We start from the raw sequence: 20,880 nt of genomic DNA, 5'->3' as shown, positions 1-20,880 counted from the left end.
TGATTCATTATATTCGTAATTTTTGTATAATAGCACATATAGATCATGGAAAAAGTACTTTAGCAGATCGTTTATTGGAATTCACAAAAACAGTTCCAAAAGGATATAAACCTCAATTACTAGATGATATGGATTTGGAACGAGAACGTGGAATCACCATTAAAAGTCATGCAGTTCAAATGGAATATTCATATAATAATCAAGTATACAAATTGAATCTCATAGATACACCTGGACATGTAGATTTTTCTTATGAAGTATCACGTTCTATTGATGCTTGTGAAGGAGCTTTATTAGTGGTAGATTGTACTAAAAGTATACAAGCACAAACTATTTCTAATCTTTATTTAGCATTAAAAAAAAATCTTGTAATTATACCGATATTAAATAAAATTGATTTATTGAATTATGGATATGAAGATGTCATAGAAGAAATTATGGAATTAGTAAAATGTAAATCGAAAGATATTATTTCTATTAGCGCTAAAAATGGATTAGGAATTAAGGATGTTCTAGATGAAATTGTTTCACGTATTCCTCCTCCAAATGGAAATAATAATACTTCTCTACAAGCAATGGTTTTTGATACTTTTTATGATCCATTTTCTGGAATTATTGCTTATTTAAGAGTGAAAAATGGTTGTATACGAAAAGGTCAAAAATTGCGTTTCATGTCTACAGGAAAAATTTACTGTGCTTATGAAATAGGAATTCTTAAATTAAAACGTATTTCTAAAAATAAAATTGAAACAGGAGATGTAGGATATGTCGTTTCTGGAATTAAGAATACTCATGAAGTAAAAGTAGGAGATACTATTACTGATGCTAAAAATCCAGCTTTAAAAACTATAAGTGTATTTGAAAAAGTTAAACCTATGGTGTTTGCGAGTATTTATCCTGTAGATTCTGATAAATATGAGGAATTTCGTTGTTCTATGGAAAAATTACAATTAAATGATGCCGCTCTTACTTTTAGTCCTTCCTCTTCACCTGCTTTAGGGTTTGGATTTCATTGTGGATTTTTAGGAGGACTTCATATGGAAATAATTAAAGATCGTCTTGAACGTGAATATGGTATTTCCGTTATTATTACCATTCCTAATGTTTCTTATAGAGTTTTTATGAAAAGGAAAATCAATCAGGTGATAATGGTAAATAATCCTTCAGATTTTCCAGATACGGAAAAATTGCACAGAATAGAGGAACCTTATGTTTTAGTTAATATTCTTACTAAAGAAAAATTCATTGGAAGTATGATATCTCTATGTATAGAAAAACGGGGGATCATGGTGGGTCATCCACATTACTTAATATCTGGTAGAATTAAAGTTATATTTGAAATTCCTTTGTCTGAAATAATATTCGATTTTTATGATAAATTAAAAACAATTTCTAAAGGTTATGCTTCTTTTGATTACCATTTTTTAGGTTATAGAAATTCTGATTTAAAAAAAATTACTGTATTGATTAATCATCAGAAAGTAGAACCTTTGTCCCTTTTAGTTCATAAAAAGAAAGCATTTTTTATAGGGAAAAAAATATGTAAAGAATTGTCTTTTTTAATTCCGAAACATCAATTTTGCATTGCCATTCAAGTTTCTATTTCTGGAAGGATTATTGCTAGAGAGACTATTAAAGCTTTAAGAAAAAATGTAACGGATAAATGTTATGGAGGAGATATTTCCAGAAAAAGAAAACTTTTGGAAAAACAAAAAAAAGGAAAGAAAAAAATGCGTAAAATAGGAAAAGTGGAAATTCCCTCATCTATTTTTATGAATTTTTTAAAGATAAAAAATTAATTTTGTAAAAAAAACTGAAAAATTATTAATCATGGCCATAATTAAAATAGGAATCAATGGTGTTGGAAGAATAGGTAAATTTGTTTTAATGTCTTCTTTAAATAGAAAAGATATTGAAGTAGTATCCGTTAATGATTTGGTCCCCATAGAGTATTTAGCTTATATATTAAAATATGATTCCGTTCACGGTACTTTTAAAGGAGATATTCGTATAGAAAATGATAATATTTTAATTTTAAACGGAAAACGGATAAAAGTTACTCATGAAAAGGATCCTAAAAATTTAAAATGGGGTGACTTAAATGTAAAATATGTTGTGGAATCTACTGGTCTGTTCTTAACAAAAGATTTAGCTAGTATTCATTTACAATCAGGAGCTAAAAAAGTAATATTATCTGCTCCTCCAAAAGATGATATTCCTATGTATGTTATGGGAGTTAATCATGAAACTCTACAATATGATCAATTCATTGTATCTAACGCTTCTTGTACAACTAATTGTTTAGCTCCAATTGTTAAAGTATTAAATGATAATTTTGGAGTTTTGGAAGGGTTGATGACAACTATACATGCTTCTACTGCAACTCAAAAGGTGGTGGATTCTGCGTCTACAAGAGATTGGAGATCGGGTAGATCTTCATTAACTAATATTATTCCTGCATATACTGGAGCTGCTAATTCTGTAGGAAAAATAATTCCTAGTTTAGATGGAAGATTGACCGGTATGGCTTTTCGAGTCCCTATTTCAGATGTTTCTGTATTAGATTTAACTGTTCGTTTGAAAAACCGTACTACTTATAAAAATGTTAAACATTGTATGAAAAATTCGTCGGAGACAAAACTAAAAGGAATATTAGGATATACAGAAGAATCTGTTGTTTCTACTGATTTTATAGGAGATGAAAGAATCTCCATTTTTGATGCTAGCTCAAGCCTTATGTTAAGTTCTACTTTTATCAAGATTGTCTCATGGTATGATAATGAAGTGGGTTATTCCACTAAACTTGTAGATCTTATTCATTATATGGATTCTCGTTATGGAATATAATTTAAAAAGTCAAACCTTTTGTTATTTTTATCCGTTTGGAAAATAAAATTTTTTATTCCATTACTGATCATTAAATATGGAGCCTTTATTTTTTTGTTGTATCTAGAAATTTGATCAAAAGTTTTCTGTGTCAATAAAACATTTGGAGCTTTACATTCAATGATTATGTATGGTTTTTCCTTTAAATGAACCAAAATATCTAATCTTTTATTTAATTTATTTATTTTAAAAGGATATTCTACCAATATGTTGGAATTTTTGTAATTTTTTACTTTTTTCAGTAAAAAAATTATATATTGACGGATCACTTCTTCTTTAGTAAAGGAATAATTTTTTTTTCGAATCACGCAATATATATAGATTTTATTTTTTATTTTTTTTAAATGTAAATGATTGATGAAAAAATCAAAAAAAGACATATGAATATTCAACATTTTTGAATTTAAAAATAAAATTATTCTATAATTTTTTCGAAAAAAAAATTCAAAAAATTTTCTTAATTAAAAAAAAAGTATTCTTTATTTTATGTCAAGAAAAAAAATAGTAGATTGTGTCATTATTGGATCTGGACCTGCTGGATATTCCGCAGCTATATATGCTTCTCGTGCAGATCTAAATACTATGCTTTTTGTTGGATTTCAACCTGGTGGACAATTAACATCTACCATAAACGTGGATAACTATCCTGGGTTTCCAAAGGGAATTAGTGGGAAATCCCTCATGGAAAATTGTAAGAAACAAGCCAAACGTTTTAATACTATAATTATTCATAAAACTATTACAGAAGTACATTTTTCCAGTCAAAAAGGAGGAATACATTGTATTAAAATAGAGGATGAAGAAAATATAGTAGAAAGTAAAGGAATAATCATAGCTACAGGTTCTAGTCCTAAATTTTTAGGAATAGATAAGGAAAAAAAATTGATGGGATTGGGAGTTTCTTTTTGTGCTACTTGTGATGGATTTTTTCATAAAGGAAAAGATGTAGCAGTCATAGGAGGAGGAGATACCGCTTTAGAAGAAGCTAGCTATTTATCAAAAATTTGTAAAAATGTTTATTTAGTAGTTAGAAAAAATTATTTAAGAGCTTCTAAAATTTTGCAACATCGTATTTTAAAAAAAAAGAATGTCAACATATTTTTTTGTTCTAAAATTACAGAAATTATTGGAGATAATTTTTTAGAAGGAATCAGAATATTCAACGAAAAAACTAGAACTAGTCAAATACTTTTTATTAGTGGATTATTTATTGCCATAGGTCATTCTCCTAATACGGAATTATTTAAAAATAAACTGGATATGGATGAAAAAGGATATATTATTGTAAAAAAAGGAAGTACTTGTACGAATAAACCAGGAGTTTTTGCAGCAGGAGATGTTCAAGATCCTATATATCGTCAAGCTATTACTTCTGCTGGAACTGGATGTATGGCTGCTTTAGATTTAGAAAGATATTTATATTGTTGTTAATAATTTAATTTAGTATTTTTCATTTTTTTTATGCATGAAAAAAAACAATCATTTTTTTCATTTTTTAATTTCTCATGCCAAAAATTATGGCTTCGTTTTTCCATCCAGTGAAATTTATGGGGGGGTTCATGCTATATATGATTATGGTCAGTATGGAATAGAATTAAAAAATAACATTAAAGAATATTGGTGGAAATCAATGACTCAACTTCATGAAAATATAGTTGGATTAGATACTTCTATACTCATGCACTCTAATATTTGGAAAGCTTCTGGACATATTGAAAAATTCAATGATTTCTTCATCGATAATAAAGATTCAAAAAAAAGATATCGTCCTGAGGTATTAATTAGAGAATATATAGATTTTATGCATAAAAAAAAAAGTAGTATTCCTAATAGAGAACAAATATTATTACGTATGTATAAATCCTTAAAAAAAAAGGATCTATTAGATATCCGTATTTTGATTGATGAATTGAATATTCCTGATCCTATAAGTGGATCTCATAATTGGACCGATATTCGTTTATTTAATACTATGTTTAAGATTATTATTGAAAATGGAAAAGGGGATTTTTTTCTTCGTCCAGAAACTGCTCAGGGTACATTTTCTAATTTTTCTCATGTTAAAAGTTCTAGTAGAATGAAAATACCATTTGGTATTGCTCAAATAGGAAAATCATTTCGGAATGAAATTATTTCCAGACAATTTATTTTTCGAATGCGTGAATTTGAACAAATGGAAATGCAATTCTTTATTCTACCAGAAGAAGAAATAAAATGGTATGAATATTGGAAAAATATTCGGTTTAAATGGCATTTAGAATTAAATTTAGGAAATAAAAAATATCAAATACGTGATCATGATCAACTGGCTCATTATGCTAGTGCTGGATCGGATATAGAATTTAATTTTCCTTTTGGATTTAGAGAAATAGAAGGAATCCATTCTCGCAGAGATTTTGATTTAAAAAGACATGAATTCTTTTCCAAAAAGAAATTAAGAGTTTTTGGAAAGGAATTAGGGAATTATATTCCCTATGTTATAGAAACTTCATTGGGGTTAGATCGTCTTTTTTTGGCCATTTTTTCTTCTTCTCTTAAAAAGGAAAAATTGAAAAATGGAAATCAACGTATCGTACTAAAAATTCCACCTTATTTGTCTCCTATAAAAGCAGCTATATTTCCATTAGTTTCAAAAGATGGATTACCAAAAATAGCAAAAAAAATATTCAATGATCTTAAAATAGATTATCGGTTAATTTACGATCAAAAAGAGTCCATTGGAAAACTTTATAGAAGACAAGATGCTATTGGAACTCCTCTTTGTTTTACAATTGATTATGAAACTATAAACAACAATACAGTTACTATGAGATATAGAGATTCCATGCTACAGAAAAGAGTTCATATAAAAGATATTTCAAAAATTATAGAACGTGAAACCGGAATTAGAAAAGTTTTGAAAAAATTATTATAGATCTACTCCTCTAATTTTTGCTCCTAATTTATTTTTTATAATTTTTTCTATTTTTTTCATTATCTCATTAATAATAACATCGGTTAATGTTTCCTTATGACTTTCAAAAAAAACACTTATTGTATAGGATTTTTTAGATATTGGTAAATTCTCTCCCTTATAGAAATCATATATCTTAATTTCTTTAATTAACTTGATTTTTTTGATCAAATTTTTTTCCATTTTTTTTATGGATTGATAAATTTTTTCAAAAGGAATTATTTGATCAATTAATAAGGATAAATCTCTTCTTGATGTAGGATATTTAGAATATGGAACAAAAATTATTTTTTTTTCTTGAACTATAGAAATTAAATATTCCCAATCAATTTCTGCATAGAATATTTCTTTTTTTTTACTTATACTTTCTTCTACTTTTCCTAATTCAACAAAGTTTTTATTTTTATATTGAATGGATATACTATTCTTTAAAAGAGAACTGTTGGAGTGTTTTTGAGTATAATGAGTAATTCCTATTCTTTGAAAAATTTGCTCTATAATTCCTTTTAAGAAAAAAAAGAAAAGATTTTCTGATAATACAGCTATACTAAGACAAGTTTTCTCTAAAAATTGATTATTCTTCCTGTAATATATTTTTCCAAATTCAAAAAATTTTATTAGATTATTTCCTCTATTGTAATTATATTTTATGCTATCTATCATGCCAAATAATAGACTGGGACGCATTGAATTATAATATTTATTCGTAGGATTTATGATATTAATTGATTTTATTTTTCTATGGGAATGAGAAAAGGAATTTAATAAAAAATAGTCTGATTTTTTATTTATCATAGGAGGATTTATAATTTCTTGAAATCCATAATTGACCAGTTGATTAAAAATGATTTTTTGTATTTGATCTTCTGTTGGCTTACAATTATTAGTAGGAACTGAGGATATTTGGATTTGGTTAGATTCTTTGATTCTATTCATTCCGTAAATACGTAATATTTCTTCTATTAAGTCTATTTCTCTTTGAACATCTATTCGATAAGGAGGAACAAAAACTAATAATAATTTTTCATTTTCGGAATGAATTACAATTTCAAGCAAGGATAAAATTTTTTTTATTGTATTTTTAGAAATTCTTTTTCCTATGATATCTATAATTTTTTTATAATGAAGTTTTATTTTGAAAGGAGATATGGGATGAGGATAAACATCTACTATGTCTGAGCTTATCTGACATTTTGTAATTTTTTTGATAAGTGTAGCGGCTCTTTGTAAAACATACACAGTTTGATTAGGATCCACTCCTTTTTCAAACAGAAGTCTATCTTCTGTTTTTATAAGATGTCTTATTCCAATAGAACGGATTTCTATAGGATTAAAATAGGCGCTTCCTAAGAAAATATTTTTGGTTTTTGTATTAATGTTTGAATGATGACTACTTATAATTCCTGCTATAGATAAAGGTTTTATTGTATCCGATATAATCAAATCTTGTTCGTTGAGTTCTCTTTTTATATGATCTTCAGATCTGAAATGAACCTTATTTTTTACGTTCTTTATTATAATTTTATCTCCTTTTATTTGATCCATATCAAAAACCTGTATAGGTTGACCTAATTCATGCATTACAAAATTTTTTATATCCATTACATTATTGATGGATTTTATTCCAATCGATTTTAATCGATTAATTAACCAATTAGGAGAGGAATCTACTTTTATTTTAGAAAGGACCACTCCAGAATATCTTTTACATTTATTTTTTTCTTCAATAAGTATTTGAAAACAATATTTATCAATGTCTTTTTTATAATTCTTTATTATTGGTTTTAATAAAGTAACTTTATATCCACGAAATGTTAGACAAGCATATAAATCACGAGCTATTCCATAATGACTCATAGCATCGGAACGATTAGGAGTCACTTCTATATCCATAATAGAATCCTTATCATTCTCTATAGTGGTTTTTTTTATACTTTTTACCGATAATCCTATATCGGTTAATATATTCGATATTTTATTTTCACTAATATCAATAATAGAAATATATTTCTTAAGCCAATTATATGAGATTTTCATGCTTTATTTTATACTATAACAGACATAATCAATATAAGAAAGGATTCTTCTTTTTTTGTATTAGAATAGGGTCTAAAAATACCTACTTTATCATATAATTCAAAACTAACAAAATCATCATTAAAAGAGGATAATGTTTCTATCAAAAATTTAGAATTGAATCCAAGTTTTATAGATCTATATTGAAAATTATTAGCAATAATATATTTACACTTAATTTTTGAATAATTAAAGGGATTTTCCTCATAAATTTTTAATTTTTCATCATCCAAACAAAAACGAATAAAACTTATTTTTTCTTTAGAGAAAATAGATACTCTCTTAACGGAATTTAAAAATGAAAGACGATTTATTATCAATAACATATCCTTATTTTTAGGAATTACAGAATTATAATCTGGATATCTCTCATTGATTAACCGACATAGAAAAGTTTTATTTTCAAAATAAAATTTAATGATATCAATTTTATTATACTCAATGGTTACACTACTTGTTTCTTTTTCTTCCTTTAAAATATTCTGAAGAATTTTCAAAGATTTTTTGGGTATAGTAAATTCAATAGAATGATTTAATTTAATGTTATTTATGGTATACTTAACCAATTTATAAGTATCCGTGGCTACAAAAGTAGCTCCATATGGAGAAAAATTAAAATAGACTCCATTCATAATAGGGTTGAAATATTCATTTCCAATTGCAAATAAAGTTTTGTTTAAAATTTTCAAAAGTATTTTTGAGGATAAAGTTATTTTTTGAGTGTTGACTATCAAAAAATTATTCGTAAACTTTATAAGTTCATTATTATTGGATAATTGATCCTCATAAATGGTAGGTATTGGATAATACCCCTGTTCAGAATAAATATAAAGTATCTTTTTTTCTTTTTTGAGAATAATATCTTCTTTCGGAAATGTTTTTAGAAGATCTATTATAAGTTTAGTAGGAATAGCTATTTTTTCTTTTGAATTTTTTTTTACACTTACTTGTATTTCTGTGGTAATCATGTTATTCTCTGAATCTGAAATTAGTATCATTAACTTTTCTCCGAAAAGTTCAAAAATAAAATACTCTGAATTATTTTTAGGATCTATAATTTTATGTAAAACATATAATTTTTGTAAAAGAGAAAAGCTAGAAACAAAAAAATGCATGCTATACTTTTTTTTTTATAAATAGAATAGCGTGAGGGGGATTTGAACCCCCGACCTCTGGGTTATGAAACCAACGCTCTAACCAACTGAGCTATCACGCCTTATACTTTATAAATTTCATGATTAATTCAATTGAATATAAAGAAAAAAGTTTCAAAAAATTAAAGTTAATCTATTTTTTATAATTTTAATATTATGACTTTTGATCTATATAATTATAGAAAAATTTATACAAAAAAATCCTTGATGGAATCTAAGGTGCCCTTGGATCCTTTAACATTATTTCATTCTTGGTTTCAAGAAGAAAAAGAGGTTCATCCTCCAAATACAGAGACTAATGCTATGTCTATTTCAACTATAGGAGAAGATGGAGTTCCTGAAACAAGAATTGTTTTGTTGAAAATGTATTCTAAAGATGGTTTTGTTTTTTATACAAATTATCGTAGTTTTAAAGGACTATCCATTCATAAAAAACCAAAAGTATGTATTTCTTTCTATTGGCCCAATACAGAAAGGCAAATTATTATCAAAGGAAAAGCACTAAAATTATCGATAAATAAATCGGATGAATATTTTTATAAAAGGCCTAAGGAAAATCAAGTAGGATGTTGGGCTTCAAAACAAAGTTCTATTATTCCATCTAAAGATTATTTGTTAAGTCAATATCAAAAATGGAGCAATTTTTTTAAGGAACATAGGATCAAACGTCCTTTTTATTGGGGTGGTTATGTTGTAAAACCTTATAAAATGGAATTTTGGCAAGGACAGCCACATCGACTTCATGATCGATTGATTTACGAATTCGAAAAAGAAAACAAGTGGAAATTATATCGATTATCTCCATAAGTGTTATTTATGGAATAAAGTTACAAATTTGTTAATTCTGCACCTATTTTAAATTTAGCTACCTTTTTTCCTGGTATATGAATTTTTTTTCCTGTTCTAGGATTTATTCCATTTCTTGGATTTCTTTCTACAACAGAAAAGGTTCCAAATCCAACTAATGTAATTTTATCTCCCTTTTTAAGAGTTTCAATTACTGTTTCAATAAATGCATCTGTAACATTTTTTGCTTTTATCTTTGTGATTCCTGTTTTTTCAGCTATTGAATTTACCAATTCTGTTTTATTCATTTGATTTAATTTTTATCATCAATCAACAATAGCAAATATAATAAAATGAATGAATAATAAAAGAACCTTTTATCGATCTATCGAACAAAAAGATTTTTTCTTATTTTTATTCCGTTGATTAAATTCTTTATATTCATTTTTTTTTTCCCTTCTATTTGTCCTTCAATAATAGAGATAAATCCTTCTTTTACAGATATTTTCATTTCAAAGGAAGAAATAATTACTAATCCAATTGGAAAAAAATGTTTTTTATGTATTGTTTTTACCATAAAAATTTTGAATCTAACGAATTTATTTTCTTTAAAAAATAAAAGTGTCCATGCGGAAGGATAAGGGCTAAGTCCTCTTATCTTATTATAAATAACATTTATAGAAGGTTCTTGCCAAAAAATTCTACAATCTATCGTAAATATTTTTGGAGCATATTTTAACGGAATAATAGTTTTTTGAGATTTAGGTTTGATTCTTTTTTGAAAAATTCCTTCCAATGTTTTTATGATCATAGATCCACTAATCTTTTTTAATTTATTTTCAAGTTCTCCAGCTGTTTCTTCCTTTTTTATTTCTATTTTCTTTTGGAAAAGAATTTTTCCACAATCTACTTGATCGTTGACAAAGAAAGTAGTTAATCCAGTTTGATTTTCTCCATTAATAATTACCCAATTTATAGGAGCTGCTCCTCTATATTGGGGTAGTAGTGATGCATGTAAATTAATGGTTCCTATTTTAGGCATCTTCCATACCTCCTTAGGTAAAATTCGAAATGAAACGACAATTTGTATATCGGCTTTCCATACTTTCAAATTTTCTAAAAAAGAAGAATCTAAAAGATTTTTGGGTTGTAAAAAAGGAATATTATTTTCTAAGGCGTATTCTTTTATAATATTCTTTTTTTTTTTACTAACTGGATCAGGATTTGTAATTATCCCTACAATATTATATTTATGAATATATAGTTCTTTTAAGGAAAAAAGAGAAAAAGAAGTAGAACCTATAAAAACAATTCTAGGAAATTCTTTCATATATGTTTATCATTGAAATAAAATTATTTTATTTGTAATTTAAATTCACTAATTTTATCTTTTTATGGTTGGTTCATTGATGGTTTTCAATCCAACATAAAAAAATATAATTTTTCCTATAAAATCTAATTCAGTAAATCAACAAACAATATGTATTGGACTTTAGAATTAGCTTCTCATTTAGAAGATGCTCCTTGGCCTGCTACAAAGGAGGAATTAATCGATTTTGCCATTCGAACAGGTGCTCCATTAGAAGTTGTGGAAAATCTTCAACAGTTAGAAAATGGGGAGGGAGAAGTATTTGAAACTATAGAAGATATATGGGAAGATTATCCACGTGATGATGAAGATTTTTATTGGAATAGGGATGAATATGAACTTTAACTGTTATTTATGATACTTAATTCATGGGTTTTTTTATAGATATATTAAAAAAGTTATTAGGAAATAAAAATGAAAGAGACCTTCAAGAAGTTAGAAAATTTTTAATTCATATAAAAGAAGAAGAAAAAAAAATATCTTTTTTATCAGATGATGAATTAAGAAATAAAACTCAAGAATTTAAGGATATAATAAAGGAATCGACAAAAAAATTTTATCAAAGAGAGGAGTATTTTGTAAATAAAATAAAAGAAAAGTCTTGTTCTATAGATACCTTGGAAAAGGTCCATTTAAATAGAGAAAAAAACCAACAAGAATGTTATAATACAGAACAAAAAGTTTTGGTCAGTCTTTTATCTAAAGCTTTTGCTGTGGTCAAAGAAACAGCTAAACGTTTTAAAGAAAAAAAACGAATTATAGTAAAATCTACTCCTCTCGATGAAGAATTTTCCAAAACAAAACCTTACGTTCACTTGCAAAAAGATAAGGCTATTTGGAAAAACGAATGGGAGTTTTATGGGAAATCTATAATATGGGATATGGTTCATTATGATGTTCAATTGATGGGAGGAATAGTACTCCATCAAGGAAAAATAGCTGAAATGGCTACTGGGGAAGGAAAAACTTTTGTAGCTACTCTATCCGCTTATTTAAATGCTCTTTCTGGAAGAGGAGTTCATATTGTTACCGTAAATAATTATTTGTCTAAAAGAGATACAAATTGGATGGCTCCTTTAATGGAATTTCATGGATTAAGAGTGGATTGTATTGATAATTATCCATCTTCTAATATTTCTATGCGTAAGAAAGCTTATCAAGCAGATATCACTTATGGAACGAATAACGAATTTTGTTTTGATTACTTACGTGATAATATGGTATGTTCTAAAGAAGAATTGGTTCAAAGAGAGTTGAATTATGCTATTATAGATGAAATAGATTCCGTTTTAATAGATGAAGCACGAACTCCTTTAGTTATTTCAGGCCCAGTAGTACATTCTCATAATGAGAATATAGAAGAATTTAAATTATTGAAAGATAAAATAGAAGATATTGTCAATAGGCAAAATATAGAAGTAAAAAAATTTTTTTATGAATCAAGAAATTTAATTAAGTATGGAGAAAAAAAATTAGGTGGGTTTAAACTTTTTCAAGCATATAGAGGGTTACCAAAGAAAAAATTCTTAATTAAATTTTTAAGTGAGGATAAAATACGTTTTCTTTTACAAAAGGTGGAAAGTTATTATTTACAGGATAATGGAAGAGAGATGTATAAAGTGGATAAAGATCTTTATTTTGTTATTGATGAGAAAAATAATACTGTAGAATTAACGGATAAAGGAATTGAATTTTTATCCAAAAATGTAAAAGATATAGGTTTTTTTGTATTGCCTGATATAAATGTAGAAATTACAGAATTAGAAAAAAAGAATTTTCCTAAAGAAAAAGAAATCAAAGAAAAAGAAAAAATATTACAAAACTTTTCGGTAAAATCAAAACGTATACATACTGTAAACCAGTTACTTAAAGCTTATACTTTATTTGAAAGAGATGTAGATTATGTGGTGTTAGGAGGAAAAGTGAAAATAGTGGATGAACAAACTGGTCGTATTATGGAAGGAAGACGTTATTCAGATGGTCTTCATCAAGCTATTGAAGCAAAAGAGAATGTAAAAATAGAATCTTCCAGTCAAACTTTAGCTACTATTACTTTGCAAAATTATTTTAGAATGTATAAGAAAATATCTGGAATGACAGGGACAGCTGAAACAGAATCCGGAGAATTTTGGCATATTTACAAATTGGATGTTGTAGTCATTCCTACACATAAAATTATGATAAGGAAAGATTTACAAGACCTTGTTTTTAAAACAAAACGTGAAAAATATAATGCTATTATAGAAACAATCATTCATTTATCCAAATATGAAAAACGTCCTGTTCTTGTTGGAACAACCTCTGTTGAGGTTTCTGAATTTCTTAGTAGAGCTTTAAAATTTAGAAAAATAGAACACAATGTTTTAAATGCAAAATTACATGATAAAGAAGCTGAAATTATAGCAAAAGCAGGACTTCCTGGATCTGTAACTATAGCAACAAATATGGCAGGTAGAGGAACGGATATCAAACTATCCAAAGAAGTAGTTAAATATGGAGGACTTGCAGTTTTAGGAACTGAGAGACACGATTCTAGAAGGGTAGACAATCAGTTAAGAGGACGTTCTGGACGTCAAGGAGATCCAGGTAGTTCTCAATTTTATGTATCCCTAGAAGATAATTTAATTCGTTTATTTATAGATTCAGAACGATTGTCTAAATTAATGGATCGTTTTGGACATAAAGAAGGAGATATTATCCAACATCCTTTGTTAACGAGATCTATAGAAAGAGCACAAAAGAAAATAGAAAATAATAATTTTAGCATTCGAAAACGTTTGCTAGATTATGACGATGTTATTAATAAACAACGAGAATTTATTTATAAAAGACGTAAAAATGCTTTATGTGGAGAGGATTTGAATTTAGATATTTCTAATATGGTGTATGTTTTATTGGATATCATGATATTTTTTAATAAATCTTTTAATGATTTTAAGAATTTGGAATACGAATTTTTTAAAATTTTTGGGATTAAAATTCCCCTTTCAGAAAGGGATTTTTTTTCATATAAAGAACGAAATTGTATTAATTTTCTTCATGATCTAATTATAAATTGTTATAGGAAAAAAAAAGAAAAAATAGTTCATCAAGATCTTTTTCCTATTCTATCCAATAATGTAAAAAATAAAATGGATTATTATACAATTCAGGTTGTATTCACAAATGGCATTATTAATATTGTTTCTACATCAAATTTAAAAGAATTTTATCATAGTCGTGGGGAATCTTTGTTATCTATGTTTGAAAAAAAAACTATATTGTGTTTTCTGGATGAAAAGTGGAAAGAGCATTTGCGTGAAATGGATAATTTACGATATTCTGTACAAAATGCTGTTTTTGAACAAAAAGATCCTCTTATAGTTTACAAACAGAATGCTTTCAATTTGTTTCAAGAAAGAGTTTATGAAATTAATAGAAAAATTCTTTCTTTTTTGTTTCAGTCTACTATAATGAAGAACGATATCGTATGTCTTCCAAATAATAATAGAATAATAGATTCCTTTTTTAAAGAAAAAAATGGAAAAAAATTAAGAAGAAACAATAGAATTAATATCCGCCATTTAGTTACAGGAGAAACAAAGAATATAAAATTCAAGAAAGTATATTTTTTTTTGGAAAAGGGAGAATGGATTATAGAAGATGATTGTTTTTAGAAAAATAAGATTGTGTTAATTAGAAATAAGACGTATATTTTTTATCATAATTTTATTCATAGTTATTGGTTATTTTGGGATTAGTTTATGGTCTATAAGAAAGAACTATGATAATATTGATGAAATTCCATATAATACATTTGGAGTAGTTCTAGGTACTTCTAAATATTTGCATGGAGGAGGATTAAATGCCTATTTTAAATATAGGATGGATGCCGCTTATTTTTTATTTCGTCATAAAAAAATTCGTTATATCATAGTCAGTGGAGATAATAGAGATAAAAATTATAACGAACCAAAAATGATGAAGAAAGAATTAATAAGAAAAGGGATTCCGAATTATTTTATATACAAGGATATTTCTGGAATTAGTACTATTCATTCTGTTATAAGAGTTTATAAAATATTTAATCAAAGAAAATTTACCATCATTTCCCAAAAATTTCATAATGAGAGAGCTATATTTATTGGAAATTGTTTGGGATTAGATGTCATAGGTTTTAACGCAAAAAACCTTACTTTTGATTTCAAAATGCAGATTAGAGAATTTTTTGCTAGAATTAAAGCTATAGTGGAGATATTTTTCTCTTTTTTGAGAGAAATAAAATCAAGAGGATAGATATTTCTTTAATACTTCTGCATTAGAAGAGTTTTTAGTATTGATTTCCAAAAGACAAGGAAGATCTGATGGATTCCAAAATCCATGTAAACTATTTATCAAGGATAGTTTATCCGATACCACTTCATATTTCCAATTATGCATTTCACAAATTTTTTTTGCAGTAAAAAAATGTTTGGTTTCAAAAAAATTGAAAATTTTTTCAGGAATTTTTCCTTCTGAAATAAATCTAAAAATATTCCCTCCTCCATTATTGATAAGTATAATCCGAAAATTTTTTGGTATATAATTATTCCATAAAGCATTGCTATCGTAAAAAAAACTTATATCTCCAACAATTAATGTCACCATTTTTTTGCTGTGAATAGCATAACCTATAGCAGTAGAAACACAACCATCTATTCCTGAAGTTCCTCTATTACAATAAGATTTAATAAAATTTTTTTTTTTATTATCAAAAAGTTGATAATACCGTATTATAGTACTGTTTCCTAATTGTAAAACAGAATCATTAGGAATGGATTTGAATATAAGAAATAGAACTTTAAGATCTGAAAAACTTTTTTCTTTTCTTAAAAAGAAATTATTTTTTTTTCTTCTTACTTTTCTAAATTCTTCCCATTTATATCTATAATTGGATGATTGTAGTAAATTGTTTTCATATACTATTTTGAAAAAGAGTTCTGGTTGTATAGGCCAATAAGTGGTTAATTTGTAATAAGTATCTGGATAATTTATTAGTTTTTCTCCTATATGCCAATGGTACATTGGAGGATATTTTCGTAAATAAAATTTTATTTTTTTGGATATAATGTTTCCCCCAACGGTTAATAGGAGATTGGGTTTCAAATTTAACCATTCTTTATCTCTCATACTAAAAAGTAGTTGATCTATACATGAAAAAAATAATTTTCCATATACATGAGATGTAGTTTCTGTGAAAATAACTATAGAAGGATCTATGCTTAATTTTTTCAAAATTTTTTCAAAATTTTTTTCTGGATTGTATAAACCTAGTAAAATCATTTTTTTTTTGGATTTTCTCCATATATATTTTTCCTTTTTATAATACTTTTTTTTTTCAATATAATTTTTTACAGGTATAACATTTATAATTTTAGGTTTTACTTGTAAGCAAGTGGTGGTTCCATAAAGAGGTTCTGAAAAAGGAATATTAATATGTATAGGTTTTTTTTTTATAATACATCTATTAATAGATTCATTAATCAATCTATCGTTATACCACAAGCCTAACTTAGATTCATTTTCGGTTAATTGTATAGAGGATATTACATGGTTGTTAAAAATATGTTCTTGATGAATGGATTGTCCTTCAAGAATATCTATAACTTTCTTAGGACGATCTGCCGTAATAAAAATAAGTGGTATATTTTGATAAAATGATTCTATTACTGCAGGGTAATAGTTCACTACAGAAGATCCAGAAGTACAACTAAGAACTACAGGGTTATTTATATTTTGCGCTATTCCTAAAGCGAAAAAACCAGCACAACGTTCGTCTACAATGCTATAAGTTTTGAAAGATGGATGCTGTGTAAAGTGAATGATTATTGGTGCGTTTCTAGAACCTGGAGATATTATTATATGAAAAATGGATTTTGCTATCAATATCTCTCCTAAGCTTTGCACAATCTTTTTATCTGAATACAACATTATTTACGAATTAAATCATTCCACCATTAACATTGAATACAGATCCAGTAATATAATTGGACAAATCAGAAGCCAAAAATAGACTACAGTTAGCTACATCTTGAGGATGTCCTGCTCTTCTTAATGGAATTTTTTTAATCCATTCTTCTTTTATTTTAAATTGAAAATGAGAATTCATTTGAGTAGAAATATAGCCAGGAGCTATAACATTACAACGAATATTTTTTTTTCCTAATTCTTTAGCTATTGATTTAGTAAAACCGATAATTCCTGCTTTAGATGCTGCATAATTGGATTGTCCAATATTTCCTGTTATCCCTACAACAGAACTCATATTAATAATGCTGCCATTTTTTTGTTTAATCATAGGAAATATTACATATTTTGTTAAATTAAAAACCGAATAAATATTAGTTCGAATAACCTCATCCCAATCTTTTTCCGACATTTTCAATAAAAAATTATCTCTTATTATTCCTGCATTGTTTACCAATATATCTATACGACCAAATTTATCTGTAATTTTTTTAACAAAAATTTTTGAAGAGTCTAAATTTTTGAGATCAATTTCGTAATAACTAACAGAATTTTTCAATTCGTAGGATAATTTTATTGCATTATTTTTTGATGAAAAAAATGTAAAAATAACATACGCTCCATGTTGGACAAATGTTCTCACAATATATTTTCCAATGTCTCCTGAACCGCCTGTAACTATTGCTATTTTTCCATTTAAAAGTTTCATTTTTTTTTTTTTTTATAAATACTTTCTATTAATTGAATAACTAGGTTTAATTGCTTTTCTAAACTAAGAAATGTGTTATCTATTTCTATAGAATCTATAGATTTTTTAAGTGGAGAGATTTTACGATTGATATCCATCATATCTCTATAGAATAGATTTTTTCTGATTTCTTCATAGGTTACTTTGTTCCCTTTTTTTTTAAGATCTTTATATCTTCTATAGGCACGAACTTCTATGGATCCTTTCAGAAAAATTTTCAATTCTGATTGAGGAAAAATCATATATCCTATATCTCTACCATCCATGACAATTCCTTTTTGTTTTCCAAAATTTTTTTGTATAATTGTTAATCTATCTCTAATTTCTGGTATCTTTGCTATTAGACCAACTTTTTCGGTTACTTCCATAGAGCGTATTTCAGATTGAATATTTTCTTTATTTAAAAGGATTTCTGTTCTATTCAATCTTTTATTCCATTGAAATTGAAAATGGATATTATTCAAAAAAGGAATAAAATTTTTTATATTCCATAAATCGCTATTGAAAATTTTTTTTCTAATAGCTAATAAAGCTATGCTTCTATACATAGATCCTGAATCTATATGTATGTATTTCAATTTTTTAGAAATTTCTTGAGCCAAAGAACTTTTTCCAGAAGCGGAATATCCATCTATGGATATAATTATTTTTTGATTCATTATTTAGTAGTATTTATATGATAATAATTTATAGTAAAGTTTAACGGATAAAAAATCTGTGGAGTAATCTTTTTTATTTGGTAAAAGTTCAACAATATCAAATCCTATAATTTTTTTATTTTCGAAAACCATTCGAAAAAATTTTAATATTTCGTACCAAAAAAAACCTCCTGGTTCTGGAGTTCCTGTAGAAGGAGCTATACTTGGATCAAATACATCTATATCTATACTTATAAATACATTTTGTGATAATCTTTGAATAGCTTCCTTCATCCATGAATCATTTTGATAGATTTTATGAAAATAAAAAATATTTTCATTTTGAATATACTTTTTTTCTAGTACATCCATACTACGAATTCCTATCTGTATCAGTGGATATTTTTTTGAGGCTTCAAACATAGAACAAGCATGATTGTAAGGATTTCCATTGTATTTAGGACGTAAATCTGTATGTGCATCCATGTGAAGGATGCTCATATCTGTATATTTTTCTCCAAATGCTCGAATACTTCCTATGGATATAGAATGTTCTCCTCCTATGAGAGTTACAAATTTTTCTTTTAAAAGATACTTCTTGGTAGTGTGATATACTTTTTCTATCATTTTATTAGACGATAATGAAGTATTTCCAATAGGAGCAGCAAGAAAAATTCCTTTTTTGTATACTTCTGAATCTGTTTCTATATCATACAATTCCATATGTTCCGATGCAGATAAAAAAGCTTCAGGTCCTCTATTAGATCCTTTTTTCCATGTTTCAGTAGAATCATACGGAACTGGTATTAGTACTATTTGTGATTTTTCAAGAGTAGCATATTTTTTAGGAATACCAGCAAAAGTTTTTTTTTTCATAAAAAAAATATTTTTTAATAACCTAATATTTTTAATATTTCTTTAGGACTTTGAGAGTATCGAAAAATTCTATACACTAAGTTTTTTTTTTCATCATGATTGATCAAAATATGAATTGGTTGTGGAATTAAACAGTGATGGACTCCTCCGTATCCACTTATTGTATCTTGATAGGCTCCAGTATTAAAGAATCCAATGTAAAGTGGGATTTTTTCACGGAAGCAAGGAAGATATATAGCATTCATATGTTGTTCTGAATTATAATAATCATCACTATCACATGTTAGGCCCCCTAAAAATACTCTTTCATAAGAATCATCCCAACGATTTATAGCCATCATGATAAATCTACGACTGATAGCCCAAGTATCGGGAAGAGTAGTCATAAAGGAACTATCTATCATGTTCCATTTTTCTCTATCATTTTGTTTCTTTTGACTAAGTATTTTATAGATAATTCCTCCACTTTCTCCTACTGTATAAGCTCCAAATTCTGTATATATATGGGGCTCTGAAACATTTTCTTCTTGACAAAATTTTTTGATTCGATAGACAATTTCATTGGTCATGTATTCATAATCATATTTAAAGGACATCGATGTTTTGATAGGAAAACCTCCTCCTATATTTAATATATCTAATTCAGGAGCTATTTTTTTTAATCTAGCATAAATATGTAAACATTTAAAAAGTTCATTCCAATAATAAGCAGTGTCTTTGATTCCAGTATTGATAAAGAAGTGTAACATTTTTAGTTCTACTTTTGGATTGTTTTTTATTTGGTTCAAGTAAAAAACAAGGATATCTTTATATCCTATTCCTAGTCGAGAGGTATAAAATTCAAATTTTGGTTCTTCTTCAGAAGCTATTCGTATGCCTAATTTAAATGGATAATGAATAAAAAAACTCAATTTTTCTAATTCATCGGAATTATCTAATATAGGAATAGTATTGCAAAATCCATTATTAATTAATTCCGATATATTTTCTATATAATTATGAGTTTTGAATCCGTTACAAATAACTTCAATATTTTTGCTGGTTTTTCCTTTTTGATAAAGATTTTTAATAATTTCTATATCATAAGCATATGAAGTTTCAATACTAATATTATTTTTTAATACTTCCTCCAATACAAAAGAAAAATGAGAACTTTTTGTACAATAGCAATAAGTATACTTGTTATTGTATCGATTGGAATCGATTGCTTTTTTAAACCATTTTCTAGCTTTTTTTATGTTTTGAGAAATTTTTGGTAAATAAGTAAATTTTAAAGGAGTCCCATATCTTTGAATAAGATCCATCAATGGAATTCCATGAAATTCTAAAAAATTATTTTTAATGGTAAACTCCTCTGTAGGAAAATCAAAGGTTTGATCTATAAGATCAGAATATCGAATTTTCATTGA

The 20,880-nt window shown here is 26.5% G+C and carries 18 protein-coding genes and 1 tRNA gene; 8 read left to right on the top strand and 11 right to left on the bottom strand.

Features of this window, described 5'->3' with window-relative positions:
- Nucleotides 1-2 precede the first annotated feature (2 nt).
- Entirely contained in the window at nt 3-1,799 is a 1,797-nt protein-coding gene (lepA, locus tag MADAR_RS02785) for a translation elongation factor 4 (protein WP_304411912.1), read from the top strand.
- 31 nt (nt 1,800-1,830) lie between these two features.
- Entirely contained in the window at nt 1,831-2,847 is a 1,017-nt protein-coding gene (gap, locus tag MADAR_RS02780; RefSeq protein WP_014159004.1) for a type I glyceraldehyde-3-phosphate dehydrogenase, read from the top strand.
- On the opposite strand, the gene MADAR_RS02775 is transcribed toward gap, so the two are convergent.
- A complete protein-coding gene (locus MADAR_RS02775) occupies nt 2,835-3,266 on the bottom strand; it encodes a type I restriction enzyme HsdR N-terminal domain-containing protein (protein ID WP_041178051.1) in 432 nt (143 codons plus the stop codon). The genes gap and MADAR_RS02775 overlap by 13 nt on opposite strands.
- A 106-nt stretch (nt 3,267-3,372) precedes the next feature.
- Here MADAR_RS02775 and trxB point away from each other — a divergent pair, with 106 nt between their 5' ends.
- Nucleotides 3,373-4,317, top strand: coding sequence for a thioredoxin-disulfide reductase (trxB, locus tag MADAR_RS02770; RefSeq protein ID WP_014159002.1), 945 nt, complete (start codon nt 3,373-3,375; stop codon nt 4,315-4,317).
- Nucleotides 4,318-4,351: 34 nt separating this feature from the next.
- Nucleotides 4,352-5,800, top strand: a complete 1,449-nt coding sequence (locus MADAR_RS02765) for a glycine--tRNA ligase (protein WP_014159001.1) — start codon at nt 4,352-4,354, stop codon at nt 5,798-5,800.
- Here MADAR_RS02765 and pheT read toward each other — a convergent pair.
- The 3 genes from pheT to MADAR_RS02750 form a co-directional block, all read right to left on the bottom strand.
- Nucleotides 5,795-7,876, bottom strand: a complete 2,082-nt coding sequence (gene pheT, locus MADAR_RS02760) for a phenylalanine--tRNA ligase subunit beta (protein ID WP_014159000.1) — start codon at nt 7,874-7,876, stop codon at nt 5,795-5,797. The genes MADAR_RS02765 and pheT overlap by 6 nt on opposite strands.
- Nucleotides 7,877-7,884: 8 nt before the next feature.
- Entirely contained in the window at nt 7,885-9,030 is a 1,146-nt protein-coding gene (gene dnaN / locus MADAR_RS02755) for a DNA polymerase III subunit beta (protein WP_014158999.1), read from the bottom strand.
- A 27-nt stretch (nt 9,031-9,057) separates the two neighbouring features.
- Nucleotides 9,058-9,131 (bottom strand) — tRNA-Met (locus MADAR_RS02750).
- 94 nt (nt 9,132-9,225) lie between these two features.
- Here MADAR_RS02750 and pdxH point away from each other — a divergent pair.
- Nucleotides 9,226-9,876 carry a pyridoxamine 5'-phosphate oxidase gene (pdxH, locus tag MADAR_RS02745; protein ID WP_014158998.1) on the top strand — a complete coding sequence of 217 codons (651 nt, stop codon included), beginning with the start codon at nt 9,226-9,228 and terminating at the stop codon, nt 9,874-9,876.
- A 20-nt stretch (nt 9,877-9,896) separates the two neighbouring features.
- On the opposite strand, the gene MADAR_RS02740 is transcribed toward pdxH, so the two are convergent.
- Nucleotides 9,897-10,163, bottom strand: coding sequence for an HU family DNA-binding protein (locus MADAR_RS02740; protein WP_014158997.1), 267 nt, complete (start codon nt 10,161-10,163; stop codon nt 9,897-9,899).
- A gap of 77 nt (nt 10,164-10,240) precedes the next feature.
- On the bottom strand, nt 10,241-11,185 hold the full coding sequence (fmt, locus tag MADAR_RS02735) for a methionyl-tRNA formyltransferase (protein ID WP_014158996.1): 945 nt from the start codon (nt 11,183-11,185) through the stop codon (nt 10,241-10,243).
- Nucleotides 11,186-11,335: 150 nt separating this feature from the next.
- On the opposite strand from fmt, the gene MADAR_RS02730 reads away from it, so the two are divergent.
- The 3 genes from MADAR_RS02730 (at nt 11,336) to MADAR_RS02720 (ending at nt 15,499) form a co-directional block, all read left to right on the top strand.
- A complete protein-coding gene (locus tag MADAR_RS02730) occupies nt 11,336-11,569 on the top strand; it encodes a DUF2795 domain-containing protein (protein ID WP_014158995.1) in 234 nt (77 codons plus the stop codon).
- 23 nt (nt 11,570-11,592) lie between these two features.
- Nucleotides 11,593-14,880: a preprotein translocase subunit SecA gene (secA, locus tag MADAR_RS02725; RefSeq protein ID WP_014158994.1), complete on the top strand. Its 3,288-nt coding sequence runs from the start codon at nt 11,593-11,595 to the stop codon at nt 14,878-14,880.
- A gap of 169 nt (nt 14,881-15,049) precedes the next feature.
- Nucleotides 15,050-15,499, top strand: coding sequence for a vancomycin high temperature exclusion protein (locus MADAR_RS02720; protein WP_014158993.1), 450 nt, complete (start codon nt 15,050-15,052; stop codon nt 15,497-15,499).
- Here the strand turns inward: MADAR_RS02720 and menD are convergent.
- From menD to MADAR_RS02695, 5 genes are read right to left on the bottom strand one after another with little or no spacing between them, the layout of a single operon-like run.
- Nucleotides 15,488-17,170: a 2-succinyl-5-enolpyruvyl-6-hydroxy-3-cyclohexene-1-carboxylic-acid synthase gene (gene menD, locus MADAR_RS02715; RefSeq protein WP_041178050.1), complete on the bottom strand. Its 1,683-nt coding sequence runs from the start codon at nt 17,168-17,170 to the stop codon at nt 15,488-15,490. The two genes, MADAR_RS02720 and menD, sit on opposite strands and share 12 nt — an antisense overlap.
- Before the next feature lie 13 nt (nt 17,171-17,183).
- On the bottom strand, nt 17,184-17,918 hold the full coding sequence (gene fabG, locus MADAR_RS02710; protein ID WP_014158991.1) for a 3-oxoacyl-[acyl-carrier-protein] reductase: 735 nt from the start codon (nt 17,916-17,918) through the stop codon (nt 17,184-17,186).
- On the bottom strand, nt 17,915-18,616 hold the full coding sequence (gene cmk / locus MADAR_RS02705; RefSeq protein WP_014158990.1) for a (d)CMP kinase: 702 nt from the start codon (nt 18,614-18,616) through the stop codon (nt 17,915-17,917). Before cmk ends, fabG begins: the two co-directional genes overlap by 4 nt.
- A 3-nt stretch (nt 18,617-18,619) precedes the next feature.
- Nucleotides 18,620-19,471: an agmatinase gene (gene speB, locus MADAR_RS02700; protein WP_014158989.1), complete on the bottom strand. Its 852-nt coding sequence runs from the start codon at nt 19,469-19,471 to the stop codon at nt 18,620-18,622.
- A 14-nt stretch (nt 19,472-19,485) separates the two neighbouring features.
- The gene (locus MADAR_RS02695) at nt 19,486-20,877 is read right to left on the bottom strand and encodes a decarboxylase (RefSeq protein ID WP_041178049.1); all 1,392 of its coding nucleotides are present in this window, start codon (nt 20,875-20,877) and stop codon (nt 19,486-19,488) included.
- Nucleotides 20,878-20,880 lie beyond the last annotated feature (3 nt).

Source organism: Blattabacterium sp. (Mastotermes darwiniensis) str. MADAR, from assembly GCF_000233435.1.
In the GTDB taxonomy this organism is placed as follows: Bacteria; Bacteroidota; Bacteroidia; order Flavobacteriales; family Blattabacteriaceae; genus Blattabacterium.
This window is presented reverse-complemented; position numbering and strand designations above follow the sequence as displayed.